This is a genomic window from Arthrobacter sp. Y-9, from assembly GCF_029690065.1.
Classification (GTDB): Bacteria; Actinomycetota; Actinomycetes; order Actinomycetales; family Micrococcaceae; genus Arthrobacter_E.
The window spans coordinates 463,722-489,674 of the sequence record NZ_CP121463.1 but is presented as its reverse complement, the minus strand read 5'-3'; the positions used below and the strand labels follow the sequence as shown (position 1 = coordinate 489,674).

Genomic DNA, 25,953 nt, shown 5'->3' with positions numbered 1-25,953 from the left:
CCGGGCCCTGCGCGCCTACACTGGGATCATCGATCCGGAGCAAGGAGACGCCATGGCCCAGCACATCTCGTTCAGGACACCTTCCGGCCTGCGCGCCGGTCTGCTGGGCCTGACCGCCGTCGCCTCCCTGATCGCGCTGTCCGCCTGCACTCCGTCCGCCACGCCCTCCCCGGACACCACGACGCCGGGCGCCACCGGTTCCAGGAGCGCCTCGTCGAGTCCATCGCCGAGCAGGCTTCCCACCACGCCTCCGGCCACCAGCGACCACCCTGCTCCTGACGCCTCCGCCACGGCCGATCTGACCATCACGGTCCTGGCCAAGCCCGGAGCCAAGCCCACCGAGACCAGGCTGCTGTGCACCGGCAAGACCGCGAAGCCGGAGGCCACGGTCCCGATCGCGGACGAGGCGTGCGCCCTGGTCGAAGCCCATCCGGCTTATCTGTTCCCCACGGCGAAGAACACCGCCCAGGCGTGCACCGAGCAGTACGGCGGTCCCGCGACGGCCACCATCAAGGGCACCGTCCGCGGCAAGACCGTGGACCTCTCCCTGAGCAGGACCGACGGCTGCAAGATCAGTCAGTGGTCCACTCTTGGGCCCTTGCTGGGCGAAGCCGGGGCGAACGTCTGAGGGGTTCGGCGGGCGTCGTCGTCTGCGCCCGCGCGGTGACGCGGGATAATGGAAGCGTGTCCGCCACCGTCCCAGCCACCGATCATGTCCTGTCCCAGGACGAGTGGCTCCCCCGCGCCGAGGCCCATGCCGCCCGCGTGGACCGGTACGCGGCGCCCTTCCTGGAACGGCGTCACACCGGCCGCAAGCACCCCGTGGAAGACTTCCTCTTCACCTACTACACCCATAAGCCAGGCCAGTTGCGACGCTGGCATCCTGGCGCCGGGACCATTCTGCTCGGCCCGGAAGCCCGCGAGCGCCAGGCCTGGAAGCACCACCGGGCGCTGACCACGGAGGAACGCGACGCACTCGGCCTGGCGCCCGACACGGCCGCGGTCACCGTCGACGTCGAGGGATTCCTGGCGGACCGGCGTGAAGCCGTCGACTTCGCCCGCATCATCTTGGGCGGAACGCAGGCCCGACCGGCGCAGTTCGGCTGTTTCGGTCTCCACGAATGGGCCATGGTGTACCGGCAGGAGAAGTTCGAGCTGCGCCACGAGTACCTCTCCCTCCGGCTCGGCGGCGAGGTGACGGACCAGGTGGTCGAAGGACATCGCATCCGGTGCAGCCACTTCGACGCCTTCCGCTTCTACACCCCGGACGCCACCCCGCTGAACGAGCTCCAGCCCACCCGGGAGACTCAGCGCGACCTGGAACAGCCCGGCTGCCTGCACGCCAACATGGACGTCTACAAGTGGGCCTACAAGCTCACACCGCTGCTGCCGAGCGAGTTCCTCATGGACTGCTTCGAACTCTCCTACCGGATCCGCGCCATGGACATGCAGGCCTCCCCGTACGACCTCGCCGCCTGGGGCTACGACCCCATCCGGATCGAAACCCCCGAGGGCAAAGCCGAGTACGTCGCCCGGCAACGGGGTTTCGCCGAGGAGACGCAGGAGTTGCGCGCCCGCTTCCTGGACCTGCTGGACCGCACCGTGCCACCCACTCCTCAGGAGACGCGATGACCTCCATGGACCTGACCGTCACTCTCACACCAGCCCCCGGAGCGCCCGAGGTGACCTTCCGTCTGGTCGGCGGGCCGGAAGGCCCCGGCCCCGCATCGACGGTGCCGGATCCGGCCGCCGCGTACGACGCCGTCGTGCGGCACGGCGCGCGGCTGCTCCTGCCCGCCCTGCCGCGCCAGGGGGCGGCCGTCTCCGAGACCCGCCCGGTCTTCGGCGGGGAGCAGCGTGCGCACGTCACGGGCACCCTGGAGGGCCGGCCGGTGGACCGCCGGTTCAGCCGCTCCGATTCGCGGGAGACCGCCCGCTGGGATGCGCTGGCACCACTGCTGGGAGGCTCGGAGGCCTGAGAGGCGGCGTCGCCGGGCGACGCTCCCCGGCAACGCAGCGCATCCAGGGAGACTCAGCGAATCCGGTGTGACCTCCGGAAACACCGGAAGGGCCGGTGGGACATGTCCCACCGGCCCTTCCGTTTCACTCAGCGGCGTGGATCAACCGGCCGCCGGAGCGTCCTCCTGATTCAGGTCGGGACGCTTCTGCAGTTCCTGCTCCGCCTTGGCGCGGACCCCGGCATCCGGGCTCTCCGCCGCGGGGGCCGCCACCGAGGCTCCGGTTCCGGTCACCACGACGTTGACGAAGGTCTGCACCGAGGAACCGGCGTAGCTGACGCGCCCGATGTAAGAGCCCGGGGTCAGGCCCTTCCAGGCGAGCGTGACGTCCGCCGTCTTGCCGTTCTTCAGCACGAGCGGGTTCGGCGTCACCGTGGCGTTGCCCACGGAGGCTCCGAGCACCGAAGCCTCGAGGCTCGCCTTGACGGGCTGGTTACCCGGGCTCGCGTAGAGGTTGGCCAGCAGGGTGTACTGGCCCGGCGCGGGGTTGCTCAGGGAGACCGACTCGCTCGCGGAAGCCGTGGCCGCCGTGTAGACCTTGCCGTTCGGGCCCAGGACCACGAGGTCGAAGTCGGCGTTGTCCTGCGAGGACACCACCGCGAAGCGGGCGAACGGCGTGCCGGCCGGAACCGTCACGGTCTTGGAGGCGTTGGAGGCGTCCGCCGTGTCGCCGGCCGGGCCGGGCACCAGCTGGATCTGCGTGGCATCCGCCTTGGAGAGGCCGTCCAGGGTCAGCTTGGTCGGACGGTCGCTGCCGGAGGTCACCGGGAAGGTGGCCTTATCCGTGCCCTTGGCGGTGGTGAAGGACAGGTTGGTGGCCGCCACGGCCGACTGCGGACGGACCGCGATCGGCGAGGTGACGCTCTTGCCCAGACCCTGCCAGCTCAGCTGGCCCATGGCGAACTGACCCAGCGGAGCTCCGGCGTTCTCGAAGCTGACCTTGAAGGTCTTCTTCTGACCGGCGGCGTTGAAGTTCAGCACCGACGGGGTGACCTTGACGTTCACGCCCGGGACGTTGACCACGGCGCGGTACAGGCCCGGGGTCAGCGCGGTGAGCGTGCGGGTGACCTCGATGCGGCCCGTCAGATTGCCGAGGGCGAAGGACGGGACGTTCATGTCACGGGTCTTGGTGGAGCCGAGACCCGGGATGCCGAGGTCGAAGCCCAGGCCCTGGATGTACCGCAGGTAGTCGTCCTGGCCGGCGTCGTACACGAGACCCGGGTTCAGGAACCCACCGGGGTTCACCTGGCCCGCGCCCGTGGCGAAGAGATCCGTGTCCTTGCTGCCGTCGGCCTTCTTCAGATCCGTCGCGGTGGTCATGAGCGCCGACTTGATGGTGGCGGGCGACCACTTCGGGTTCTTGGAGAGGGCCAGGGCGCCGAAGCCCGCGATGTGCGGGGAGGCCATGGAGGTGCCGGACATCATGCCGAACAGCGCGCCGTGCTCCGCGATCGGGGAGACACCGGCGAGGACGGCGACGCCGGGAGCGGCGACATCCGGCTTCAGCAGATCGGAACCGGAAGCCAGCAGAGGACCGCGCGAGGAGAACCCTGCAACCTGCGGCTGGGGCTCCACCGGAAGGCCGGTGGTGTCGTGGTTGACCAGGCGGGCCTTGATGGCCGGGTTCGCGGTGACCTTGTCCTTGATCTGCTGGGTCGCCGGCGGGTTGACGTGGACGGTGGGCACGGCGTGCATGTCCACGTCCTCGCTGGAGGCGCTCAGGTTCACCAGGACCATGCCGACGCCGCCGGCACGCTTGACCTCGGCGCTCTTCGCGACGCGATCCACCACGCCACGGTCGCAGACCACGATCTTGCCGCTCACCTTGGCGGGATCCAGGCTGTTGGGGGCGCAGAGGTTCGCGTTGCCGGTGCCGGATGCGGCGTTCCCGGAAAGGACCAGGTTGCTGTACGGGACCTCGGTGGCCATGAGGCTGGCGCCGCGGAACTTGCTGCCGTCCTCGAACTCGACCGTGCCCTGCAGTTCGCTCGTGAAGGAGCTGGCGGCCACGGTGGTCAGCCACGGAGCGCCGTGGTTGACGGTGCTCGCGGTCGGACCGCTGTTGCCGGCCGAGACTGAGACGAAGATGCCCGCCGAGACGGCGGAGAGGAAGGCCAGAGAGACCGGGTCGGTGGTGCTGGTGGCACTGCCGGAGATGGAGTAGTTCAGGACATCCACGCCATCCAGGATGGCCTGATCGATGGCCGCCACCGAAGCGGAGGAGTAGCAGCCGCCGGTGTCCGGGTCGTCGTCCTCCCAGCAGACCTTGTAGATGGAGAGCTTGGCCGCCGGGGCGACGCCGCTCGTGATGCCCATGTCCCGGTCGCCCAGATTGGCGTGGACGTTGGCGTTGCCGGCCGCGGTGCTCGCGGTGTGCGTGCCGTGGCTTCCGACGTCGACCGGGGAGATCAGCTCCTCCGGCGCGCGGTGCTCCGGCGGGACGGTGTTGAGGAAGTCATCGGCGAAGTACCGGGCCGAGAGCACCTTGGAGTTGCACTCGGTCCCTTCGAAGCCGTCGCCCGCCTGGCAGTCACCCACGAAGGTGTCGCCGTCCGACTTGAGCATGGCGATCTTGCCGTCCTCATTGCGGTACGGGACACCGACCTTCGGGGCGCCCTGGAGAGGCTTGACCTCGTCGCCGGCGAAGAACGGGCTCGACGGGGTGTAGCCCGAGTCGATCACGCCGACCACCACGCCCTTGCCGGCGTTGTTCACGCCGCCGAGCTGCTGCTGCCAGAGGCCGGTCTTGCCGGGGAGCTTGAGGTAGTCCGTGCTGGAGTAGTCCGGAGCGTACTGGCGGTCCGGGGCCACGGCCAGGACCTTGGGGTCCTTCGCGAGCTTGCTCGCCTGCTCGGCGCTGAGCTGGGCGGAGAACGCGTTCAGGGCCGTGGAGAAGCTGCGCTTGATGGCCACACCCTCCTGACCCGCCACCTGCTTCTGGACCGACTGGAGGTGCTGGCGGTACCGCTGGACGTTCTGGTTTCGGGCATCGAGCTTCCGGCCCGCCTCCGGCTTGGTGGCGGCGAGGCCCGGGGTCCCGCCGTCGTACCTCGCGGCGGGCTTTTCGGCGAGGACCACGATGTAGCGGCCTGCCTGGAACTGCTGGATGCTGCTCTGCCCGGGCGCCACGGTGGGTGCGGCCTGGGCGGGCGTCATGACGGCCGTGCTCAGGAGCACGGGGATGCTGACGCCGGCCGCGAGGGCCTTGGTGAGCGCCCTGCCGCGCAGGAGGCCCTTCCCTGTTCTTCTCATGGGTGCGTGAACCTTTCACGAAGGTCCTCCAGTCCCTTGACCGGAGGGGTCATGCCCGATCGGCCGCGTTGTTACGCGGCTCACACTCAGGTTGACTCTTACCCTAATGGAGCAGCACCCAGTTGTGACAGGGTTATTTCACAGTTTGTTATCAGTTGCGTTATCGGTCGCGTTATCAGTCGCGCTGTCAGTCGGCCGGGTCATACGTGAGGCAGTCCGCGCGCTCCGCACCGGGGCCGATCTTCACCTCGTGCGCGCCGCACATGAGGTGGTCGTTGTGCCGGCACTCGCTGCGCTGGCAGGCGCCGACATGAGCCAGCACCTTGGGCAGCCCGCCGAGGGAACTCGTGTCGATGAAAGTGGCGCACTGGGCGTGATGGTCGCTGCCGCCGATCGTGATGCCGTACGCCGTGCAACCGTCGTGGTTGAACGAACACGCATCCACACTGCAAGCGGACACTTCGGTGACGTGAGTGCTCATCATTCCTCCTGCTGGTTCCTCGCGGCGGGGGTCCCCGCTTCTTCCACGGTACGACCGTCCGCCGCGGTTTGACCCGGTGGAAATGCGTATGTGTGTTTTCGCTAATGAGCCCAGGTCGGCCTCAGAACGCGCTCACTCGGCAGCGTCGACCCTCATCCAGCAGCATCGACGTAGTACCAGCGCCCGCCCTCCCGCACGAAGCGGCTCACCTCTTCCTGCACCCCGCGCACGGTGCGCGACGACGGCGCCCCCGCACCGCCGTCGTCGGCCGGGGCGCGGTAGTGCGCCCGGAAGGTGACGGTCCCCTCGGTGTCGAAGGGGCCGCCCGCCGTGGTGGCGGTGATGTCGAGCCTGAGCCAGCGGATGTCCTCGTCCAGCTCCAGGTCCCGCGGGCGGGTGTCCGGATGCCAGGTGGCGAGCAGGTAGTCCTGGTCCAGCACGGCGAAGGCGCTGTACCGGCTCCGCATGAGCGCCTCGGCCGTGGCGGGCCGGCCCTCACCCGCGCGGAAGCGCCCGCAGCACGCGGCGTAGGACTCCCCGCTGAGGCAGGGACAGGGACCAGGGACGGGGCTCTTCCGGGCGTTCATCCACATAGCCTAAACACGGCGCGGAGGCCCGGGCGCACCCGGTAGAATGGGAGGTGCAAGCTCGCGGAGCGTCGCTGCCACCGTTTTCCCCGCCCCTCCACTCCTTCCGGGAGTCTCTGCGTGGAAACGGGAAGCGCGTGAGACGGCAACACTTCCGTGACGGCCCTGGCCTGGGGCGACACCCGGCCCAGGTTCAACGCACGCACGCACACAGGAGTTGCCGGATGCCCCGGATCGTCGTCGACGTCATGCCCAAGCCCGAAATCCTTGACCCCCAGGGCAAGGCCATCGTGGGCGCGCTGCCCCGCCTCGGCTTCACCGATTTCGTGTCGGTCCGCCAGGGGAAGCGCTTTGAGCTCGAGGTCGAGGGTGAGGTGACGGACGAGATCCTGGCCAAGGCCCGCGACGCCGCCGAGACCCTGCTCTCCAACCCCGTGATCGAAGACGTGGTCAACATCCAGGTCGTCGAGGCCTGATCATGACCGAGATCCCCCTGATCGGCGAGGTCGCGGCCGCGGCCATCGCCCCTCTCGCCGGCGCCCGGATCGGCGTCGTGACCTTCCCCGGAACGCTGGATGACCGCGACGCCGCACGTGCCGTCCGCCTCGCCGGCGCCGAGGCCGTTTCGCTGTGGCACGCGGACACCGAGCTCGCGGACGTGGACGCCGTGGTGATCCCCGGCGGCTTCTCCTACGGCGACTACCTGCGCGCCGGGGCCATCGCCCGCTTCGCTCCCCTCATGGGCAAGATCGTGGACGCCGCGAACTCGGACGCCAAGCTGCCGGTCCTCGGCATCTGCAACGGCTTCCAGATCCTGACCGAGTCCCACCTGCTCCCGGGCTCCATGATCAAGAACGACCACCTCAAGTTCATCTGCCGTGACCAGGTGCTCCGCGTGGAGAACGCGAACACCGCCTGGACCGCGGATTACACGCAGGGCCAGGAGATCACGGTCCCGCTGAAGAACCAGGACGGCCAGTACATCGCCGACGAGAAGACGCTGGACGCGCTCGAGGCGGAGGGCCGCGTGGTGTTCCGCTACGTCGGCTTCAACCCGAACGGCTCGCGCCGTGACATCGCCGGCATCTCCAACCCCGCCGGCAACGTGGTGGGCCTCATGCCGCACCCGGAGCACGCCGTGGAGGCCGGTTTCGGCCCGGAGCAGGACGGCGGCCACTCGGTGGACGGCCTCGGCTTCTTCACCTCCGTGCTGACCCAGATCGTGGGAGGAAAGTGATGACCCAGGAAACCACCGCCAAGTTCAACATCGACACCGTCGCCAACGCGGCGGGCACTCCCGAGGTCGAACTGCCGTGGGCCGAGCTGGGCCTGAAGCAGAACGAGTTCGAGGAGATCGTCAAGCTCCTGGGCCGCCGCCCCACCGGCGCCGAGCTGGCCATGTACTCCGTCATGTGGAGCGAGCACTGCTCCTACAAGTCCTCCAAGAACCATCTGCGCCAGTTCGGCCAGAAGGTCACCGAGGAGATGAAGAAGGACATGCTGGTGGGCATCGGCGAAAACGCCGGCGTCACCAACCTGGGTGACGGCTGGGCCGTGACCTTCAAGATCGAGTCCCACAACTCGCCGTCGTTCGTGGAGCCGTACCAGGGCGCCGCGACCGGCATCGGCGGCATCGTGCGTGACATCATCTCGATGGGCGCCCGTCCCGTCGCCGTCATGGACCCGCTCCGCTTCGGCGAGATCGACCACCCGGACACCGCGCGCGTCATGCACGGCGCCGTGGCCGGCATCGGTGGCTATGGCAACTCGCTCGGCCTGCCGAACATCGGCGGCGAGATGGTGTTCGACGCCGTCTACCAAGGCAACCCGCTGGTGAACGCTCTGGCCGTGGGCGTCATGCGCCACGAGGACATCCGCCTGGCGAACGCCTCCGGCAAGGGCAACAAGGTCGTCCTGTTCGGCGCCCGCACCGGTGGCGACGGCATCGGCGGCGCCTCCGTGCTGGCCTCCGAGTCCTTCGACGACACCAAGCCGTCCAAGCGCCCCGCCGTCCAGGTGGGCGACCCCTTCGCCGAGAAGGTCCTCATCGAGTGCTGCCTCGAGCTGTTCAAGCACTCCCTCGTGGAAGGCATCCAGGACCTGGGCGCCGCGGGCATCTCCTGCGCCACCTCGGAGCTGGCCTCCAACGGCGACGGCGGCATGCAGGTCGAGCTGACCAGCGTCCTGCTGCGAGACCCCACCCTGACCCCGGGCGAGATCCTCATGTCCGAGTCTCAGGAGCGCATGATGGCCGTCGTGACGCCGGAGAACGTCGAGGCGTTCGAGGCCGTCATGGACAAGTGGGCCGTGGAGTACTCCTGGCTCGGTGAGGTCACCGACACCGGCCGCCTCATCATCACCTGGGACGGCGAAGTGATCGTGGACGTGGACCCGAAGACGGTCGCGCACGACGGTCCGGTCTACGACCGCCCCTACGCCCGCCCGTCCTGGCAGGACGCCCTGCAGGCTGACACCTTCACCGGTTCCGTGCAGGACGCCGGCCGCCCCACCACCTCCGGCGAGCTCGCCGCCGCCGTGACCGAGCTGGTCGCGTCGCCGAACATGTGCGACAAGTCCTGGATCACCAAGCAGTACGACCGCTACGTGGGCGGCAACACCGCCCTGGCCTTCCCGGACGACGCCGGCGTGATCCGCGTGGACGAGGAGACCGGCCTGGGTGTGGCGCTCTCCACCGACGCCAACGGCCGCTACACCTACCTGGATCCGTACCAGGGCGCCCAGCTGGCGCTGGCCGAGGCCTACCGCAACGTGGCCACCGGCGGCGCCGTGCCGATGGCGGTCTCCGACTGCCTGAACTTCGGCTCCCCCGAGGACCCGGACGTCATGTGGCAGCTCGCCGAGGCCATCCGCGGCCTCTCGGACGCCTGCATGGAGCTGGGTGTCCCGGTCACGGGCGGCAACGTCTCCCTGTACAACCAGACCGGCACCACGCCGATCCACCCCTCCCCCGTGGTCGCGGTGCTCGGCAAGCTCGACGACGTCGCGCGCCGCACCCCGTCCGGCTGGCGCGAGGATGGCCAGGCCATCTACCTCCTGGGCACGACGGCGGCCGAACTGGACGGCTCCGAGTGGTCGAAGCTGCGCGGTCACCTGGGCGGCCTGCCGCCTCGCGTGGACCTCGCCGCCGAGCGCACGCTGGGTGAGATCCTGATCAACGCCTCCCGTGACGGCATGATCGACGCCGCGCACGACCTCTCCGAAGGCGGCCTCGCCGCGGCTCTCGTGGAGTCGGCCCTCCGCTACAACGTCGGCGCCCGGATCGGCCTGGACGAGGTCGCGGAACGCGACGGCGTGGACCTGTTCACGCTGCTGTTCTCCGAGTCCCAGGCCCGGGCCATCGTGTCCGTGCCGCGGAGCGAGGAAGTCCGCTTCAACGACATGTGCACGGCCCGCGGTTTCGCCCACGCCCGCATCGGCGTGGTGGACTCCGCCTCCGGCACCCTGGAGATCAACGGCGTGGACGCGCTCCCGCTCGACGCCCTCCGCGAAGCCCACGAGGGGACCCTGCCGAAGTACTTCGGCTGACCCACCCCTCCCCCTCCATCGACTGCTCCGTAAGTGTCGTTTTGTACCCTCAGAACGACACTTACGGAGCAGTCGTTTTCACGAGCCGCGACCCGGGCGCCATCCGGCCTGGATCAGAGTCGCCCGGATCTTGGCCACGGCGGAGCTGGCGTCATTCTGCATGTGCCGCTTCGAGATCCTCACCTCGATCCAGCCCAGCTCGCGGTAGCGTTCCGAGCGCGCTATGTCCCGGACGATCTGGGATTCTTCGCCGTGACCGTCACCCTCGCATTCGACGGCGATGCGGTATTGACGGTAGGAGAGATCGGGCCGCACCGGCCTGCCGGGCCGGCCGTCGTCGACCGGGACGTTGAGTTCCGGTTCCGGCAGGCCAGCACGTCCTATTGCAAGCCTGAGCAGCGTCTCTTGCGGTGAATCAGAGCCCACACGGACGAGCTGAAGGGCGAGTTTCGCCTTCCGCAGCCCACGCTTCCCCTTGTGTCGATCGATCATCCGTTGAAGATCCTCCACCGTGCACAGCGGTGCGGTTCTGTTGTCGAAATCCGGGTGAGGGACACGGACCAGATGATCGCCGGCGACCACCAGCTCATCGACGGTGAGCATCGCCGCCAGATCAAGCCACGTGCGCTCCGGCGTGGTGATCCTGATGCCTTGGTAGGTGGTTATTTCATCGTCGTAGAGCTTCGCCCGGTGCACCACCACATGCGGCCGTTTGAGATCCGCTGCCCCTTCGGGGCGGATCACGTGAAATGTCATGGTCTCGCTCACCCTTCTTCGGCTCGGAAGTCCGCCGAGCTCGGCCGCCGTGAGGTGTGAAACCGCGCAGCGATCGTTGATGTCTAGAAACGGACGGACACGCTCCGAGAGCGGGATCCGCTCCAGAGAAGCCGCAGTTCGGAGCCCCTTCCCCAAAGGTGCCAGGGACCCGTGCCGCAGCCGCCTCAGACTCACACCGCGGCGGCGGGCCTCCTCGACGGTGAACGGACGGTCCTCCAGCTCCTGGGGCAGCCGGCTCGGGGTTTTCATTCGCCCATCTCAGCAGAGAACGGAGTCACCCCGCAGAAGATATCCACAAGCCTCATCGACTGCTCCGTGGTTGTCGTTTTGAACGCTCAAAACGACAACCACGGAGCAGTCGATGAAAGGGACAGCAAAAGGCCCCCGCTCCTCGCAGTAAGCAAGGAACGGGGGCCGGGGCTTTCAGATCTAGCGGGACGTGCCCTGCGACACCGAGCCCTGCAGCTGACGCTGGAAGATGATGTAGACCACCAGGACCGGGATCACCGTGATGGTGACCGCGGCGAACAGTGCGCCGAAGTCGACGGCGTACCCCATCTGCTGGGCGAAGGCCGCCAGGGACTGCGAGAGCACCTTCGGACCGGCGGCGTTGATCGTCACCGGGATGAGGAACTGGTTCCACAGACCCAGGAAGTTGAAGATCGCCACGGATGCGAGGCCCGGCTTGGCCATCGGCAGCATGATCTGGAAGAAGGTCCGCCACTCACCGGCGCCGTCGATCGCGGCTGCTTCCGCGATCTCACCCGGCAGGTTCTTGAAGAAGCTGTGCAGGAAGAACACGGTGAAGGCCAGAGCGAAGCCCACGTACGTGAGGATCAGGCCGAACAGGGTGTTCAGCAGGTGCATCTTCTCGAGCATCTTGAACAGGGGCACCATGGCCAGGAAGACCGGGAAGGTGTTGCCCGCCAGCAGCAGGATGTAGATGAAGCGGTTGCCCCAGAACCTGAAGCGGGCCAGGACGTAGGCCGACATGGCGCCCAGCAGCATCACGAGGACCAGGGACGCACCCACCAGGATCAGCGAGTTGCCGAAGGCCTGGCCGATGCCCGCCTCGGTCCATGCCCGGGTGTAGTTGTCGAAGTGCCACACGCTCGGCAGGGCGAACGGGGAGGCGAAGATCTCCGCCGACGATTTGAACGAGGACATGAACGTCCAGAGCAGGGGCAGGACCACGATGGCCGACCACAGGATCAGCACCACATGGCTGCTTCCGGCCACCACACGGTCGCTCGCCGTCGTCTCCGCTTTGCGCTCCACATGCCCTTCGGGAGCCCGCGTCTTGTTGAGAATGCTCATACGAGTTCCTGATCCTTACCACCGGTGAGCCGGTTCACCAGGAAAACGAGTCCTGAGAAGATGAGCGTCGCCACGGCCATGACCACACCCATGGCGGTCGCGGTGCCGAACTGGCCACGCTGGAACGCGGTGAAGAACAGCTGCTGGGACATGACCAGCGTGGTGTTCTCCGGTCCACCGGCGTTCGGGAAGAGGGCCGCCATGTAGACGAAGGCGTCGAGGGCGAGGATGCCCAGGTACACGTACGCGGTCTGGATGTTGTCCCGGATCATCGGGATGGTCAGGCTCACCGCGGTGCGGAAGCGCCCGGCGCCATCGATGCGCGCCGCCTCGTACAGCTCAGCGGGGATGCCCTTGATGCCGGCGATGAACAGGACCATGTAGAAGCCCACGAAGCCCCAGATGATCACGAACATGGACGCGAACATCGCGGTGTCCGAGTTGCCCAGCCAGGCGAAGTCTTTGAAGTTCTGCAGCCCCACGGCACGGAGCAGGCCGTTCAGCAGGCCGCCGCTCGGGTCGTAGATCTGCCCCCACATGATGCCGATGGCGATCGCGGGGATGGTGTACGGGAAGAAGGAGACCACGCGGTAGAAGCTGGACCCCTTCAGGCCCTTGACCTGGCCCTTGCTGCTGCCGCCCACGGTGACGACGACGGCGAGTGCCAGCGAGAGGACGATCGTCACGAGAGGGACCACGATCAGCAGCAGGATGTTGTTACCCAGTGCCTTCAGGAACAGATCGTCCTGGAAGATCTTGACGTAGTTCGCGAGGCCGACGAAGTTGGCCTTCGGAGAGAACCCCGTCCAGTCCGTCAGGCTGTAGTAGAACGCTTGAATGAAGGGCCACACCACGAAGAGGATGTAGATCACGAGGGGCACGCCCAGGAACACCAGCATGAAGCTGACCTTGTCCCAGGTGAGCGCCTTCCGCCGCCGCGGGACGGCGGCCGGGAGGCCGCCGCCCGTGGTGGTGCCCGGAACAGGCAGGGTCACTTGATTTCAACCTTCTTGATGGAGGTATCGGCAGCGACCTTGTCCGAGATCTTCTGCAGTGCGTCGGCCAGCTCGTCAGCGGAGCTCTTGCCATCGAGGAAGGCGTTCCACACGACCAGCTGGTCCTTGTTGGTGCCGTACAGATCGAAGACCTGCCAGTTGAAGACGTTCTTGCCGGCGGCGTCGAGCATCTTCGTCTGGGAGACCAGTGCCGTGGAGCCGAAGCCGTCCGCAGGAACGGTGCCCTTGACGATGGTCGGCGAGAGCTTCGTCTTGGCGAAGTTGGTGGCGGCCTCCTTGGAGAGCATGGCCCGCAGCAGTTCCTTGCCGCCGGCGACGCTCTTGCCCTGGGACGGGACGATGAAGGGCTCACCGGCGCCGGAGTGCAGCGCCTCGAACGGGAGCTTGGAGCCGGAGGTGACCGTGGGCACCGGGGTGCCGGTCATCTGGAAGTCCGCCTTGGTCTGGTCCTTCATTTCGTTTTCGATCCAGGAACCGGACGGGTACAGCAGCGCCTCTTGCGAGTTCGACCACTGGGCCTGCGCCGCGGTGAACTGCGTGCCCGAGCCACCCGGCTTGAAGTGCCCGGCCTTCACGTGCTTCTCGAGAGCCTTGAACACCTTCATGATGGCGTCCTGCTTCCAGGCGCCCGGCTTCAGGTTCTCGATGTTCAGGCGGACATCCTGGCCGCCTTCCTTGATCGCGGAGGCGAAAGCGAGTTCCTGGTAGTACGTGGCGGCTTCCTTGCCCCACAGGAACAGGAACTTGCCCTTGGCCTTGGCCTTCTCGCCGAGCTCGAACGCCTCGTCCCAGGTCTTCGGCACGGTCCAGCCGTTCTCCTTGAAGAGGGAGGCGGAGTACCAGAGACCGTAGACGGTGAGGACGTAGTTGATCGCCGCGACCTTGTCGCCGAAGGTGCCCGGAGCGAGCACGCCTTCGTACAAGGTGTCGGAGATCTTGGTGCCCTCGTAGTTGTTGGCGTCCACGACGGACTTGAGGTCCTCGAGCTGGTCCAGGATGGTGGAGATGCCGATGGACTGCGCACCCGAGTTGTCGATCAGGTCCGGCGGGTTGCCACCGGCGAAACGCGGCTGCAGTTCCGCGGAGATCGCGGAGGAGGCCGAGACCTTGAAGGTGCTGCCGGAGAACTTCTTCTCGGCGGTCTTGGCGGCGAACTCCACGTAGTCCACACCGTAGCCACCCTTGAAGATCACCGCGTCGACCGTGGCCTTGTCCGCCAGGCCGAAGGGGTTCGTTGCAGAGACGTTGCCCGTGGCGGCCGGAGCGGCGCTGTCGCCGCCGGATGCGCAGGAAGCCAATGCGCCACCCATGGGGATGACCGCGGCCGTGGCGAGCGCCCCCCGGAGGAATCCACGCCGCGCGAACGGCTGATTCTGCATTTTCATATCGTTACCTTCCGATGACTCAAAGGAACTGGGCGGGTCATCTGCGACTTCGACCAGCGTGACCTGGATCCAAGCAGACCCGCGTCTGTGTGATATGCAACACCATCTTTGAGCGAAACGCAATATTTCCCGGGAGTTTTGATCAACTTCTTTCATTGCGATTTCATAACCGCCAGAGGTCCGGGAGGTTTCAGGCTCCCGCGCGCCACGGGTCTCCGGGAGGATCGTCGCAGTTCAGCGCCGCGTTCCCCCATACCGGACCACGAGCGGACCGGGTTTTCGGACCGGGTCACGGCCCGATGACGGTCCGCGAGCCCCCGAGAATCGAGTAGTCACTACTTGGGAGTGGGCTCAGCACCCGGCGCTACCCTGCACAGTACGCGGCACGGTGGTCTCAGGGGTAGCCCTCGGGGGCGCGTGCGGTGCGCCCGTGGACGGGAATCGGGGGATTCCCACCGCGGGTGGCAGGGTGACTGTTTTAGGAGGCGGTCACCCGGTGCCCAGGACCTGGTCCTGGGGACAGTGGTGGGGTCCGGCCAGGGCGTCCCTGTTGCCCGGCCCGGCCCCACCACCCGGTCCGGCAGTCCGGTCCGACAGTCCTGCCCGTCACGCCGCCGGAGAAGCCCGCAAAGGCCCCTGCAAGGGCCGCGTAGAAGTCCCACTCAGCCGCGCTCGACCAGGCCCTTCCAGCTCAGCTGTTCCTGCTGGCGACGGCTCAGGCCGGACACCACGAGGTCGTACGAATCCTCGATCATGTTCCGCAGCAGTTCGTCCGGCAGTCCTTCCAGGAGCACGCCGTTCCAGTGCTTCTTGTTCAGGTGCCAGGCCCCGGTGATCTGCGGGTAGCCCGCCCGCAACTGCAGGGCCACCACGGGATCACACTTCAGGCTCACGGAGAGCGGCAGGGCGCGCAGCCGCGTCAGGGCGAACATCTTCGCCGGATGCCGGGCGCCCTCCACCTCGGACGCGACCTTGAAGACGGAGGTGTCCGGGTCGAACGGGAAATCCTCCACCGCACCCGGGAACTCCAGGCAGAACTCGCGCAGCTCGCGGGCGTCCATGTCCGCTCCTCCTCGCCAGGCCGCCGTGTGCGGCTCTCAACCGTGTGCGACGACGCCGGGGTCGCCCGCCGTCGTCGTGCGTGCGTGTGCGGGGCGCTCAGGCCGTCGCGGCGCCGTCCGTGTCCAGACGCCGGCCCTCCTGGGCCCAGCGGTGCAGCACACGGTCGGGGCACTCGTTCATGATGACGTCCAGCCCGGCGGCCTCCGCGCGTTCGGCGGCGGCCTCATCCACGACGCCGAGCTGCATCCAGATCGCCTTGGCGCCCGCCTCGATGGCCTGATCCACCACCGCGCCGACGCGTTCGGAGTTCACGAAACACTCCACCACGTCCACCTGGCCCGGCACCTCGGACAGCAGCGTGTAGCCCTTCTCGCCGTGGACGTCCTCGCCCTTGGGGTTGATGGGGATGATCTCCATCCCCATGCGGTCGCGCACGGTGAGGGAGACGTCATAGGCGGCGCGCCATTCGTTGGTGCTCAGCCCGACCACGGCCCAGCGGCCCTTCGTGGTGATGAGCTTCTCGATGACGGCGGGATCGTTGACGTGTGCCATGCCCTAAGCCTATTCCTCCGCCTGGAGGATGCATTCCCACGCGGCTTAGCGTTCGCAGGCCCCCCGGCACTCGCAAGCTCGGCCGGGGACCCCTGCCTGCTCTCTTACTCGCCTGCGCTCGTTCCTCGCTGCGGCGCGCGATGCGCCGCTTTCGGGAATGCATCCCCCGGCCCCGAACACCGAGGGCCGGCGGCGCCAACGCGCCACCGGCCCTCGAGAAAGGAATGAGGAGGTCAGTCCTCGATCAGGTCGTGGACGACGATGGTCTGCTCGCGGTCCGGGCCCACGCCGATGGCGGAGAACCGGGTGCCGGAGAGACGTTCCAGCGCGAGGACGTAGTTGCGGGCGTTCTCCGGGAGGTCGTCCAGGGTCTTGGCGCCGCTGATGTCCTCGGTCCAGCCCGGGAAGTACTCGAAGATGGGCTTCGCGTGGTGGAAGTCCGTCTGGGTCATCGGCATCTCGTCGTGGCGGACGCCGTCGACGTCGTAGGCCACGCAGACCGGGATCTGCTCGATGCCCGTGAGGACGTCCAGCTTGGTGAGGAAGTAGTCCGTGAAGCCGTTGACGCGGGAGGCGTGACGGGCCAGGACGGCGTCATACCAGCCACAGCGACGCGGACGGCCGGTGTTCACGCCGAACTCGCCGCCGGTCTTCTGCAGGTAGAGACCCATGTCGTCGAACAGCTCGGTGGGGAACGGCCCGGCGCCCACGCGCGTGGTGTACGCCTTGATGATGCCGATCGACCGGGAGATGCGGGTGGGGCCGATGCCGGAACCCACGGACGCGCCGCCCGCGGTGGGGTTGGACGAGGTCACGAACGGGTAGGTGCCGTGGTCCACGTCCAGGAAGGTGGCCTGGCCGCCCTCCATGAGGACCACCTTGCCCTCGTCCAGGGCCCTGTTGAGCTCGTAGGTCGAGTCGATCATGAGGGGGCGCAGGCGCTCGGCGAACGAGAGGAAGTACTGGACGATCTCCTCCACCTCCACGGCACGGCGGTTGTAGACCTTCACCAGGAGCTGGTTCTTCTGGTGCAGGGAGCCTTCCACCTTCTGGCGGAGGATCGACTCGTCGAAGACATCCTGGACGCGGAGGCCGAGACGGGCCACCTTGTCCATGTAGGCGGGACCGATGCCGCGGCCCGTGGTGCCGATGGCGCGCTTGCCGAGGAAGCGCTCGGTGACCTTGTCCAGCACCTGGTGGTACGGGGCCACGAGGTGGGCGTTGGCGGAGACGCGGAGACGGGAGGTGTCCGCACCGCGGGCTTCCAGACCGTCGATCTCCTGGAAGAGGGCCTCGAGGTTCACCACGCAGCCGTTGCCGATCACCGGGATGGCGTTGGGGCTGAGAATGCCGGCGGGAAGGAGCTTGAGCTCGTACTTCTCACCGTTCACCACGACCGTGTGGCCGGCGTTGTTGCCGCCGTTGGGCTTGACCACGTAATCCACGCGCCCGCCCAGGAGGTCGGTGGCCTTTCCCTTGCCTTCATCGCCCCACTGGGCTCCGACGATCACGATTGCTGGCATTAGATCCTCCCCGAGGATTCGGCAGGGGCGTTGACCTACCCAGCTTAGTCGACCGGGGCCGACAGCCCGCATCGGGCCGCTTCACGACGGTCAGCCGATGTTCGTGCAGGACCCTCCCAGACCGCCGACGAGCCCCGGATTGGCGCGGACCTTGACCGGCACGGAGGGCCAGGTGCCGCTGTTGATGACGATCGCCAGTTCCAGTTCGGTCCCCAGGCCCAGGAGTCCCCCGAGGAGGTTCACCGGGACCTCGGTCGTGTACTCGGACGTGGTGCCGGTGGTGTTCGCGGTCATGGAGAAACCTGTCAGCGGCGCCAGCGCAGACCCGAGACCACTCTGCGAGGCGTACACGGTGGCGTTGGCGAGGGCGAACCCGGCAGGTGGCTTCCAGTAGATGATGATCTTGGCGCCGAGCCCGAGCACCCCGGCGTTGTAGGCACAGGGTCTGGTGAATGTGGCCGGCGGCACGGTGTACGTCCCGATTCCGGCGCCCGCTGTCCATTCGCGGTCGCTCCACGCGGCGGAGGTGGGCACGGCGGAGACGACGACGGCGCACGCGGCCAGCGCTGCGGCGATCCCGCCCTTCCTCCTCACGAGCCTCCTCCGTCCTTCTCGTCGTCGTGCCCTTCTCCCCTGCTCACCGCGGCCGGAACCCGCCGGAAGGCCGCCCACAGCGCGGCGCCGGCCAGCAGCGCGCCGCCGCCCAGCAGCGCGAAACGGCTCCCCTCGAAGCCCGTCTCGCCCAGGTGACCGTCCGTCGGCGGGGTGGGCCCGGCGTCGTCCTCCGAGTGCGCGGTGATCCCGAGCCCGAGCCGCAGGCCGCCCCGCGGGGCAGCCTGAGTTCCGCGCGGGGCCTCCAGGGTGACCGCCAGGTACGAATCCTTCCCACGGGGCAGCCCGGCCAGGGCCACGCTGGTCTGCGAGTCCACCGTTTTCAGCGCCTGACGGTCGACACGGAGCACGGGACGTACCGGGCAGCGAAGTTCCGCGCCCACGCCGCTCGCTCCGCTCCAGGGTTCGGAGCACTCGCGGACTGTGACGAGGTATCCCCCGTTCGCCGCGAGGGCACCCATGGCGCTGAGCTTCAGGGAGGTCGTGGCCGGCTCACCCTCCGCGACCCGCAGCCGCAGCTGCCAGCTGTACTGCTGCCCGGACCGCAGCGACGGGAAGGTCAACGGGTACGGCGAGGAGGCGAGCTGGAGGTGTCCCCGCCCGCCTGTCTCGGGAACCGGGGTGAAGACCGGATCCTGCCCCGCACCGCTCGCCGCCCCTGCCTGCCAGCAGACCACGGCGGGGCCCGCGAGCAGGAGACCGGCGAGGAGCAGTGCGGCGCGTCGGCCGGCCCGTCTCATGACGACTCCTGAGGACCCGCCTGCTGCCCTCCGCGGTGCCGCGGCTCCCGGTGCGGCCAGAAGGCCCAGGTCACCAAGGCAGCGATCACCAGGGTGGCGGCGCCCAGGAACCACGGGCCACGGGTGGCCATGACCCAGGATCCCAGGACGGGGACCGTGAACACGACGCGCTGCGCGGTCGTCACCTGGTACGGCACGGGATCCTGGGAGCTGTTCGCGTCCCCCTTGAGCACCAGGGTCGCCGCGCCCTTCCCGGCGCCGGGCTCGGGCGTCACGGAGACCACGCGGTGCGTGACCAGGGTCTTCGTGCCCTGACGCGTCACGGAGGCCACCTCCCCGGGCTTGAGTTGGTCAGCGGGAACCCGAACGGTGAGGGACAGGGCGCCGACCGGATACTCCGGTTCCATGGAACCGGTCCGGAACACCACGAATCCCGCGCCGAACAGCAGGGCCGCCAGGACGGACAGCAGACACAACAGGCCCAGGACGGCCGCGACGCTCAGGAGAACTTCGCGGACCGTCCTGATGCTGCGCGTCAGCACCGATCAGGAACCGACGGTGCTGGTGAAGCGCCAGAGCGGGGTGGTCTTCTTGCCCTGGAGCGACGGATCGGCGGTGGTCGGCAGCGTGATCGCCAGGCAGACGTCCACCCCGGTGCCGGCCGTGGCCGCGTCCGGGCCGGCGGGCAGGCTGATCGGGGTGGCCGAGGTGGCGGTCAAAGGCTGGCCGGCGGCGACCAGGACGGCGCCGTTGGCGCTGAAGCCCGCCGCGTTGCACTGGGCCTTGGTCACGCCGGACTTCGCCGAATAGGTCAGTGCCGCATACAGCGCCGAGTTGTTCGTGGGGTCCACCACGGGGGTGGCCTGCACGCCTTCGGCGAGGGTGGCGGTCAGCGCCTCGGAGCCGGCGGCCGCGCGGAGCTGCATCGGTGCGTAGACCGTGCTGCCCGGGACCAGCTTGTCGGCATTGACGGCGAAGGTCAGAGCACCGCCGTTCTTGCTTCCCTGATCGCTCCAGGATGCGGCGCCCGCGGTCCCGGTCCAGGTGTTCTGCTCCATCTGGTAGGTCTTGGTGCCCGGGCCGCCGGTTCCGGCGTCGTTCTGGCCGAAGACCCATTCGTTGTCGGTCCAGGCGGCGAGCGTGAAGACCGCGCCTACTCCCAGAACGAGACCTCCGGCCAGGATGGCGCGGACTTTCCGGGAACGGAATGGACGAGTGGTGGACTGATTCTCCATGGTTGATGCCTTGTCATAGCAGTTGAGTGATGAAAAAGCACCCGGCCCCCTAGTGCTGCCATGCAGTGCTGATTTCAGTGCATCATCGGAGGCACACCGTGTCAACGGGTCACAGATCTCGATTCGTCATCTTGTCAAGTCGCACGTCGGGCCGGTCTGGACCTCTCGCCATTTCCGCCGCGATCACCCATACTGACCGGTAACCAAGGCGCCGCGGCCCTGACGGCGCCTGGTCCCGGCACGCAGGAGGCACCGTGTTCAGCAGCCCGTTCCCCGACGTCGACATCCCCGAGGTGAGCGTCTACGACTACCTTTTCGGCTCCCTCGATGACACCGACCGCGCGCGGATCGCCCTGGTGGACGGCACCACGGGAGCCGAGACCGACTACGGGACGCTCGTGGCGCAGATCGACGCGGTCGCGGGCTATCTGGCCGCCCACGGCGTGCGGCCGGGCGATGTGGTGGGGCTCTTCGCCCCCAACATCCCGGCCTTCGCCGCCGTCTTCCACGGGATTCTCCGCGCCGGCGCGGCCGCCACCACCATCAACGCCCTCTACACCGCCGACGAGGTGGGGCACCAGCTCGAGGACGCCGGCGCCGGCTGGCTCTTCACGATCTCGCCGTTCCTCGAGCGTGCTGAAGCGGCCGCGGCCCATCAGAGCATCCCCGCCGAGCGCCTCGTGGTCCTGGACGGAGCCCCGGGACACCCGTCGCTCAAGGACGTGCTGACAGCCGGCCACCCGGCGCCCGAGGTGCACCTCGACCCGGCCACCCACATCGCGGCGCTCCCCTTCTCGTCCGGCACGAGCGGCAAGCCCAAGGGCGTCATGCTCACGCACCGCAATCTGGTGGCCAATGTCCAGCAGAGCCGGGCGCTTCTGGAGGTCAGCCGCGACGACGTGCTGCTGGCGCTGCTCCCGTTCTTCCACATCTACGGGATGACGGTGCTCCTGAACCTGGCCCTCGCCGAACGCGCACAGCTCGTCACGATGCCCAAGTTCGACCTCACCGAGTTCCTGCGCATCATCCAGGAACACCGCGTGACGTACCTCTTCATCGCGCCTCCGGTGGCCGTCGCCCTCGCGAAGCACCCCCTCGTGGCGGACTACGACCTCTCCAGCGTCCACACCGCCCTGTCCGGGGCCGCGCCGCTGGACGAGGAGCTGGGTCACGCCGTCGCGGAACGTCTCGGCTGCACGATGCTGCAGGGCTACGGCATGAGCGAGATGAGCCCGGTCTCCCACCTGATCCCCCGCTCGGCGGACGGCGTGCCGCTCGGCAGCTGCGGCTACACGGTGCCGAACATGGACATCCGGATCGTGGACCTGGCCACCGGGGAGGACATCGACCCGCCGGCCGAGGGCGTGAGCGAACCGGGCCACCTGCTCTGCCGAGGACCCAACGTCATGGTGGGGTACCTGAATCTCCCCGAGGCCACGGCGGAGACCCTCGACGCCGACGGCTTCCTCCACACCGGCGACATCGCCACGGTCTCCTCCACCGGCGTGGTCAGCATCGTCGACCGGCTCAAGGAACTCATCAAGTACAAGGGCTATCAGATCCCGCCGGCCGAGCTGGAGGCCCTGCTGCTCACGCACCCGGAGGTGGCCGACGTCGCGGTGGTCGGCGCCTTCGACGAGGACCACCAGGAGGTGCCCAAGGCGTTCGTCGTGCGGCAGCCCGGCTCGGAACTCGACGCCGCCGCGGTCATGGAGTTCGTGGCGGCCCACGTCGCGCCGCACAAGAAGGTCCGGCAGGTCGAGTTCCTGGACGCCATCCCGAAGTCGGCGTCCGGGAAGATCCTGCGACGCGAACTGCGCAAGGCCTGAGGGAGACGGCTTCGTCCCCGCGCTGAACTCGCTGGAACAGGGCTGAGCCCGCTACAGGCCGTAGCGAGCTCAGCCCGAACATCGCGAGTTCAGCAGCGGGCGGCCTGGCGACAGCGAGCTCGGCCGCCGGGCGACGCTCACACGACGACGGCGGCCGGTCACCTTCCGGTGACCGGCCGCCGTCGTCGTACAACCAGCCGCAGCTCAGAGGGCCTCGATGGCCGCCTTCGCCGTGGGGTCCGAGTCGTTCAGGAACGTCGAGATCCGCTCGGGCTCGTCGGGTTCACCGATCGCCGCGGAGGCGCGTCCCAGGGCGTACAGCGCCCGGAGGAAACCCTGGTTCGGCTCGTGCTCCCACGGGATGGGACCGGCGCCGCGCCAGCCGTTGCGGCGCAGGGCGTCCAGGCCGCGGTGGTACCCGACCCGGGCGAACGCGTAGGACTCGACGGTCCGGCCTTCGGTCCACGCCTGCTCGGCCGCAAGGGCCCAGAGCAGGGACGAGGCCGGGTACTTCGCCACGAGATCCTGAGGGTGCGCGCCGAGGGCGAGATGCTGGTACACCTCGGTCTCGGCCGGCAGCTTCGTGGGCTCAGGCCCCAGGAGGTTCGAACGGAATTCGTCGGACATGCTTACTTGCCGCTCTTGCCGGCGGAGCCGAGCTGCTGCGCGGCTTCGACGATGCGGGCCGCCATGCCGGCTTCGGCGGAGGCGCCCCAGACGCGCGGGTCGTAGGCCTTCTTGTTGCCGATCTCGCCGTCGACCTTCAGCACACCGTCGTAGTTGCTGAACATGTGGCCTGCCACCGGGCGGGTGAAGGCGTACTGGGTGTCTGTGTCCACGTTCATCTTGATGACGCCGTAGGAGACGGCGTCCGCGATCTCCTGCTCGGAGGAGCCGGAACCGCCGTGGAAGACCAGGTCGAACGGGCTGGCCTTGCCGATCTTGGCGCCGACCTCTTCCTGGATCTTCTTCAGCAGCTCGGGGCGAAGCTTCACGCCGCCCGGCTTGTACACGCCGTGCACATTGCCGAAGGTCAGAGCCGTGATGTAGCGGCCGTTCTCGCCGGAGCCCAGCGCCTCGATGGTCGCCAGGGCGTCCTCGGTGGTGGTGTAGAGCTTCTCGTTGATCTCGTTCTCCACACCGTCCTCTTCGCCGCCGACGGTGCCGATCTCGACCTCGAGGATCATCTTGGCGGCCGCGGTGCGGTCCAGGAGCTCACGGGCGATGCGCAGGTTCTCGCCGAGCTCCTCGTGGGAGCCGTCCCACATGTGCGAGTTGAAGAGCGGGTCGCGGCCGGCCTTGACCTCGGCCTCGGAGGCTGCGAGCAGCGGCAGGACGAAGCCGTCCAGCTTGTCCTTCGGGCAGTGGTCCGTGTGGAGGGCGATGTTGATGTCGTAGTTCTTGGCCACTTCGCGGGCGAAGGCCGCGAAGGCGAGGGAACCGGCCACCATGTCCTTGACGGAGGCGCCGGACCAGTAGGCCGCGCCACCGGTGGAGACCTGGATGATGCCGTCAGAGCCGGCCTCGGCGAAACCACGGAGGGCCGCGTTGAGGGTCTGCGAGGAGGTGACATTCACGGCCGGGTAGGCGAAGCCGCCTGCCTTGGCACGGTCGATCATGTCGGCGTAGATTTCCGGGGTTGCGATAGGCATGCTGACTCCTGGTGATGCAACGGGATGGGCCGGACAGCAGGGATGGTGCCGACCGATTCGCGCTATTTCCGCGTGACTGAACCCATCCTAGCCAGCAAGCGCGCGGGCATGGAATGTGGCCCGGATCATGACGCGGGGCACTGCCCGGGCACGGCGGCCGGGTCAGGACACGTGCTGCCCGAACACATGGCGCCGCACCCACGCGTGCATGGCGATCGCCGCGGCCGATGCGGCGTTCATGGACCGGGTGGAGCCGAACTGCTCGATCGACAGGGTGGCCTCCGCAGCCCGGTGGACCTCCTCCGAGAGGCCCGGACCCTCCTGGCCGAACACCAGGACGCAGTTCTTCGGCAGTTCATAGGTCTCCAGCGGCACGGAATCCGGGAAGATGTCCACCCCGAGGATCGTGAGTCCTTCGCCCTGGGCCCAGGCCACGAAGTCGTCGACCGTGGGGTGGTGCCGGATGTGCTGGTACTTGTCGGTCACCATCGCCCCGCGACGGTTCCAGCGCCGGCGACCGATGATGTGGACCTCCTTGGCCAGGAAGGCGTTGGCGGTGCGGACCACGGTCCCGATGTTCAGATCGTGCTGCCAGTTCTCGATCGCCACGTGGAAGTCATGCCGCCGCGTGTCGAGCTCGGCCACGATCGCGTCGTGCTTCCAGTAGCGGTACTGATCCAGCACATTGCGCCGGTCCCCGTGCTCCAGGAGCTCGGGGTCCCAGTGGTCCTCCTCAGGCCAGGGCCCCTCCCACGGTCCCACTCCCACCTCCGGCGCCACGACGGCCTCCGGCGCGCCCTCGGCAGCCGGCCCGACGACGGCGCGCGCCCCGGCGTCGTCGTCCGTGTCCTGAGGGGAGGCGGGCAGGCCGTGGTCGCCGGAGGTCTGTTCAGTCACCCTTCAACTGTAGTGGGACGCGCAGAGCCCGGACCGACGGCCCGGGCTCTGCGTGGAGTGCCGGTCTCAGACGGGACCTGCCGTGACGGGTGGGCCGCTTACGGCATCCGCCACTTGTTGATGCGGAAGGAGTTGGCCAGCTCCGCCATGAGACCCGGGTGCTGCTCCCAGTAGCTCTGGTGGCCGCTCACACCGAGCAGCTGCGGCGTGCCCCAGGGGGTGATGGTGAAGAGGTTGACGCCCTGGATCGCGTCGCCGCCGGAGGTCTTGCACTCGAAGCCGACCACCACGGCCAGACCGCGGAGGAACGACCGGATCTCCGGCTTGGTGGTGCGGAAATCGGAGGCGCACTTGTGGCCGACGACCACGGAGGCCAGCTGATCCTGCGACATCCCGGCGAGCTTGGTCTCCAGCTGCTTGATGAGGCTCTTGATCTTGGCCGGATCGGAGCCGTACTTCTGCGATTCGGATTCCGCGAAGAAGGAGAACGCGACCGACAACCCGTCCGAGTCGAGCTGATTGGTGCCCGCGGCGGCCCGCTGCATCTCCTGGCCGCTCTCCGGATCCTTGGTGATGCCGAGGCTGACGTCCGTGGACCATTCCTTCAGGCGGGCGAAGCTCGACTCTCCCGTGACGAAGCGGCTGAACTTGGTGTCGCCGTCCACCGGAGCGTTGTCCGGGCTCTTGTAGACCTTCCACTCCTCCGGGAGCGGGATGGCGCCGGCCGGCGGGGTGACCGCAGCGGCGGCCGTGTCCGCGGGAGACGGCTCCTCGGAGGGCTGCTCCGACGGGGTCACCTCGGGGGTGGATTCCGGGGTGCTCTGCTGGGAGGCGGTGTCGACGGCGCGCGGCTCCTTGTTGCCGGACAGCGCCGGCACGAGCCAGGCGAACACGACCACGAGCACCACGACGAGTGCCGCGGCGATGCTGCCGAGCACGATCGCCAGGGTCTTGCGGTTGCCGGACGCCGGGGGCGGCGGCACCGGCGGCAGCCCGTTGCGAAGGACCGTGTGGTCCTCCTCTTCGGGGATGTGCACCTGGAAGGACTGCTGCTGGCCGGGCTGCTGGGGGTAGGGCTGCGTCGGGCTCTGACCGGGATAGGAAGCTCCCGGATAGGGGTTCTGCTGGCCGGGATACGGGTTGCCCTGGCTCGGGCCGCCCGGGTACTGGCCGCCCGGGTACTGGCCGCCCGTGTATTGGCCGCCCGGGTACTGCTGCGGATTCTGGCCGGGTCGGCCGGGGACATCCCGGGGGTCCAGGGGACGGGTGCTGCCGGCGGGCGGCTGTTCAGATTCGTTGTTCGGGTCCATGGGAAGTCTTTTCAGGAGGAGGAGTGATGAGGCCTATTAAATCAAGACGTTGGATTCATTGGGAAACTCCCTCCCATTTCGCCATATTCCGGGCTGTCGCGCCAGTCATGACGCGGATTTCACGTTCTGTTCAGACCGGGGGCGGAACGTAGAGTGGAGACA

General features: G+C 68.1%; 25 protein-coding genes. 7 read left to right on the top strand and 18 right to left on the bottom strand.

Annotated features, from left to right (window positions below):
• Positions 1–52 precede the first annotated feature (52 nt).
• The 3 genes from P9849_RS02165 to P9849_RS02155 all read left to right on the top strand — a co-directional run bounded on the left by P9849_RS02165 (position 53) and on the right by P9849_RS02155 (position 1,979).
• On the top strand, positions 53–628 hold the full coding sequence (locus tag P9849_RS02165) for a serine protease inhibitor (RefSeq protein WP_278268095.1): 576 nt from the start codon (positions 53–55) through the stop codon (positions 626–628).
• Positions 629–717: 89 nt separating this feature from the next.
• The gene (locus tag P9849_RS02160; protein WP_278269070.1) at positions 718–1,632 is read left to right on the top strand and encodes a 3-methyladenine DNA glycosylase; all 915 of its coding nucleotides are present in this window, start codon (positions 718–720) and stop codon (positions 1,630–1,632) included.
• On the top strand, positions 1,629–1,979 hold the full coding sequence (locus P9849_RS02155; RefSeq protein WP_278268094.1) for a serine protease inhibitor: 351 nt from the start codon (positions 1,629–1,631) through the stop codon (positions 1,977–1,979). The genes P9849_RS02160 and P9849_RS02155 overlap by 4 nt, the downstream gene beginning before the upstream one ends.
• Before the next feature lie 141 nt (positions 1,980–2,120).
• Here the strand turns inward: P9849_RS02155 and P9849_RS02150 are convergent, their stop codons facing one another.
• The 3 genes from P9849_RS02150 to P9849_RS02140 form a co-directional block, all read right to left on the bottom strand.
• Positions 2,121–5,174: a S8 family serine peptidase gene (locus P9849_RS02150; protein ID WP_278269069.1), complete on the bottom strand. Its 3,054-nt coding sequence runs from the start codon at positions 5,172–5,174 to the stop codon at positions 2,121–2,123.
• Between the two features lie 283 nt (positions 5,175–5,457).
• Positions 5,458–5,751 (bottom strand): DUF1540 domain-containing protein, encoded by a 294-nt coding sequence (locus P9849_RS02145; protein ID WP_278269068.1) that lies wholly within the window; start codon positions 5,749–5,751, stop codon positions 5,458–5,460.
• Positions 5,752–5,903: 152 nt separating this feature from the next.
• On the bottom strand, positions 5,904–6,338 hold the full coding sequence (locus P9849_RS02140) for a YchJ family protein (RefSeq protein WP_278268093.1): 435 nt from the start codon (positions 6,336–6,338) through the stop codon (positions 5,904–5,906).
• A gap of 224 nt (positions 6,339–6,562) precedes the next feature.
• On the opposite strand from P9849_RS02140, the gene purS reads away from it, so the two are divergent.
• From purS to purL, 3 genes are read left to right on the top strand one after another with little or no spacing between them, the layout of a single operon-like run.
• Positions 6,563–6,814, top strand: a complete 252-nt coding sequence (gene purS, locus P9849_RS02135; protein WP_066214728.1) for a phosphoribosylformylglycinamidine synthase subunit PurS — start codon at positions 6,563–6,565, stop codon at positions 6,812–6,814.
• Positions 6,815–6,816: 2 nt separating this feature from the next.
• Positions 6,817–7,575: a phosphoribosylformylglycinamidine synthase subunit PurQ gene (purQ, locus tag P9849_RS02130; protein WP_278268092.1), complete on the top strand. Its 759-nt coding sequence runs from the start codon at positions 6,817–6,819 to the stop codon at positions 7,573–7,575.
• A complete protein-coding gene (gene purL, locus P9849_RS02125) occupies positions 7,575–9,884 on the top strand; it encodes a phosphoribosylformylglycinamidine synthase subunit PurL (RefSeq protein ID WP_278268091.1) in 2,310 nt (769 codons plus the stop codon). The genes purQ and purL overlap by 1 nt, the downstream gene beginning before the upstream one ends.
• A gap of 78 nt (positions 9,885–9,962) precedes the next feature.
• Here purL and P9849_RS02120 read toward each other — a convergent pair whose 3' ends face one another.
• The 11 genes from P9849_RS02120 to P9849_RS02070 form a co-directional block, all read right to left on the bottom strand.
• A complete protein-coding gene (locus tag P9849_RS02120; RefSeq protein WP_278268090.1) occupies positions 9,963–10,910 on the bottom strand; it encodes a hypothetical protein in 948 nt (315 codons plus the stop codon).
• Between the two features lie 180 nt (positions 10,911–11,090).
• Positions 11,091–11,978 carry a carbohydrate ABC transporter permease gene (locus P9849_RS02115; RefSeq protein WP_278268089.1) on the bottom strand — a complete coding sequence of 296 codons (888 nt, stop codon included), beginning with the start codon at positions 11,976–11,978 and terminating at the stop codon, positions 11,091–11,093.
• Positions 11,975–12,973, bottom strand: coding sequence for a sugar ABC transporter permease (locus tag P9849_RS02110; RefSeq protein ID WP_278268088.1), 999 nt, complete (start codon positions 12,971–12,973; stop codon positions 11,975–11,977). Before P9849_RS02110 ends, P9849_RS02115 begins: the two co-directional genes overlap by 4 nt.
• Positions 12,970–14,379, bottom strand: a complete 1,410-nt coding sequence (gene ngcE / locus P9849_RS02105; RefSeq protein ID WP_278268087.1) for an N-acetylglucosamine/diacetylchitobiose ABC transporter substrate-binding protein — start codon at positions 14,377–14,379, stop codon at positions 12,970–12,972. The genes P9849_RS02110 and ngcE overlap by 4 nt, the downstream gene beginning before the upstream one ends.
• 662 nt (positions 14,380–15,041) lie before the next feature.
• A complete protein-coding gene (locus tag P9849_RS02100) occupies positions 15,042–15,440 on the bottom strand; it encodes an MmcQ/YjbR family DNA-binding protein (RefSeq protein ID WP_278268086.1) in 399 nt (132 codons plus the stop codon).
• A 97-nt stretch (positions 15,441–15,537) separates the two neighbouring features.
• The gene (locus tag P9849_RS02095) at positions 15,538–15,993 is read right to left on the bottom strand and encodes a CoA-binding protein (RefSeq protein WP_278268085.1); all 456 of its coding nucleotides are present in this window, start codon (positions 15,991–15,993) and stop codon (positions 15,538–15,540) included.
• A 233-nt stretch (positions 15,994–16,226) separates the two neighbouring features.
• Positions 16,227–17,516: an adenylosuccinate synthase gene (locus tag P9849_RS02090; protein ID WP_278268084.1), complete on the bottom strand. Its 1,290-nt coding sequence runs from the start codon at positions 17,514–17,516 to the stop codon at positions 16,227–16,229.
• Positions 17,517–17,606: 90 nt separating this feature from the next.
• Positions 17,607–18,110, bottom strand: a complete 504-nt coding sequence (locus P9849_RS02085) for a SipW-dependent-type signal peptide-containing protein (RefSeq protein WP_278268083.1) — start codon at positions 18,108–18,110, stop codon at positions 17,607–17,609.
• A complete protein-coding gene (locus tag P9849_RS02080; protein WP_278268082.1) occupies positions 18,107–18,868 on the bottom strand; it encodes a hypothetical protein in 762 nt (253 codons plus the stop codon). Before P9849_RS02080 ends, P9849_RS02085 begins: the two co-directional genes overlap by 4 nt.
• Positions 18,865–19,410 (bottom strand): signal peptidase I, encoded by a 546-nt coding sequence (locus P9849_RS02075; RefSeq protein ID WP_278268081.1) that lies wholly within the window; start codon positions 19,408–19,410, stop codon positions 18,865–18,867. Before P9849_RS02075 ends, P9849_RS02080 begins: the two co-directional genes overlap by 4 nt.
• 3 nt (positions 19,411–19,413) lie before the next feature.
• Positions 19,414–20,103: a SipW-dependent-type signal peptide-containing protein gene (locus P9849_RS02070; RefSeq protein ID WP_278268080.1), complete on the bottom strand. Its 690-nt coding sequence runs from the start codon at positions 20,101–20,103 to the stop codon at positions 19,414–19,416.
• A 254-nt stretch (positions 20,104–20,357) separates the two neighbouring features.
• Between P9849_RS02070 and P9849_RS02065 the strand changes: the two genes are divergently transcribed.
• A complete protein-coding gene (locus P9849_RS02065; protein ID WP_278268079.1) occupies positions 20,358–21,932 on the top strand; it encodes an AMP-binding protein in 1,575 nt (524 codons plus the stop codon).
• 204 nt (positions 21,933–22,136) lie between these two features.
• On the opposite strand, the gene P9849_RS02060 is transcribed toward P9849_RS02065, so the two are convergent.
• From P9849_RS02060 to P9849_RS02045, 4 genes are all read right to left on the bottom strand, one after another.
• Positions 22,137–22,559 carry a DUF3151 domain-containing protein gene (locus P9849_RS02060; RefSeq protein ID WP_278268078.1) on the bottom strand — a complete coding sequence of 141 codons (423 nt, stop codon included), beginning with the start codon at positions 22,557–22,559 and terminating at the stop codon, positions 22,137–22,139.
• Positions 22,560–22,561: 2 nt separating this feature from the next.
• A complete protein-coding gene (gene fbaA / locus P9849_RS02055) occupies positions 22,562–23,584 on the bottom strand; it encodes a class II fructose-bisphosphate aldolase (protein WP_144630119.1) in 1,023 nt (340 codons plus the stop codon).
• A 162-nt stretch (positions 23,585–23,746) separates the two neighbouring features.
• Positions 23,747–24,364 carry a TrmH family RNA methyltransferase gene (locus P9849_RS02050; protein ID WP_278269067.1) on the bottom strand — a complete coding sequence of 206 codons (618 nt, stop codon included), beginning with the start codon at positions 24,362–24,364 and terminating at the stop codon, positions 23,747–23,749.
• Between the two features lie 215 nt (positions 24,365–24,579).
• The gene (locus P9849_RS02045) at positions 24,580–25,791 is read right to left on the bottom strand and encodes a hypothetical protein (RefSeq protein WP_278268077.1); all 1,212 of its coding nucleotides are present in this window, start codon (positions 25,789–25,791) and stop codon (positions 24,580–24,582) included.
• Positions 25,792–25,953: the final 162 nt, after the last annotated feature.

Bases quoted from the DNA above. Each gene is read 5' to 3' on its own strand.
- P9849_RS02165 (WP_278268095.1), top strand. From the start codon at position 53: ATGGCCCAGCACATCTCGTTCAGGACACCTTCCGGCCTGCGCGCCGGT.
- P9849_RS02155 (WP_278268094.1), top strand. From the start codon at position 1,629: ATGACCTCCATGGACCTGACCGTCACTCTCACACCAGCCCCCGGAGCG.
- P9849_RS02150 (WP_278269069.1), bottom strand. From the start codon at position 5,174: ATGACGCCCGCCCAGGCCGCACCCACCGTGGCGCCCGGGCAGAGCAGC.
- P9849_RS02145 (WP_278269068.1), bottom strand. From the start codon at position 5,751: ATGAGCACTCACGTCACCGAAGTGTCCGCTTGCAGTGTGGATGCGTGT.
- P9849_RS02140 (WP_278268093.1), bottom strand. From the start codon at position 6,338: ATGAACGCCCGGAAGAGCCCCGTCCCTGGTCCCTGTCCCTGCCTCAGC.
- purS (WP_066214728.1), top strand. From the start codon at position 6,563: ATGCCCCGGATCGTCGTCGACGTCATGCCCAAGCCCGAAATCCTTGAC.
- purQ (WP_278268092.1), top strand. From the start codon at position 6,817: ATGACCGAGATCCCCCTGATCGGCGAGGTCGCGGCCGCGGCCATCGCC.
- purL (WP_278268091.1), top strand. From the start codon at position 7,575: ATGACCCAGGAAACCACCGCCAAGTTCAACATCGACACCGTCGCCAAC.
- P9849_RS02120 (WP_278268090.1), bottom strand. From the start codon at position 10,910: ATGAAAACCCCGAGCCGGCTGCCCCAGGAGCTGGAGGACCGTCCGTTC.
- P9849_RS02115 (WP_278268089.1), bottom strand. From the start codon at position 11,978: ATGAGCATTCTCAACAAGACGCGGGCTCCCGAAGGGCATGTGGAGCGC.
- ngcE (WP_278268087.1), bottom strand. From the start codon at position 14,379: ATGAAAATGCAGAATCAGCCGTTCGCGCGGCGTGGATTCCTCCGGGGG.
- P9849_RS02100 (WP_278268086.1), bottom strand. From the start codon at position 15,440: ATGGACGCCCGCGAGCTGCGCGAGTTCTGCCTGGAGTTCCCGGGTGCG.
- P9849_RS02095 (WP_278268085.1), bottom strand. From the start codon at position 15,993: ATGGCACACGTCAACGATCCCGCCGTCATCGAGAAGCTCATCACCACG.
- P9849_RS02090 (WP_278268084.1), bottom strand. From the start codon at position 17,516: ATGCCAGCAATCGTGATCGTCGGAGCCCAGTGGGGCGATGAAGGCAAG.
- P9849_RS02080 (WP_278268082.1), bottom strand. From the start codon at position 18,868: ATGAGACGGGCCGGCCGACGCGCCGCACTGCTCCTCGCCGGTCTCCTG.
- P9849_RS02070 (WP_278268080.1), bottom strand. From the start codon at position 20,103: ATGGAGAATCAGTCCACCACTCGTCCATTCCGTTCCCGGAAAGTCCGC.
- P9849_RS02060 (WP_278268078.1), bottom strand. From the start codon at position 22,559: ATGTCCGACGAATTCCGTTCGAACCTCCTGGGGCCTGAGCCCACGAAG.
- fbaA (WP_144630119.1), bottom strand. From the start codon at position 23,584: ATGCCTATCGCAACCCCGGAAATCTACGCCGACATGATCGACCGTGCC.
- P9849_RS02045 (WP_278268077.1), bottom strand. From the start codon at position 25,791: ATGGACCCGAACAACGAATCTGAACAGCCGCCCGCCGGCAGCACCCGT.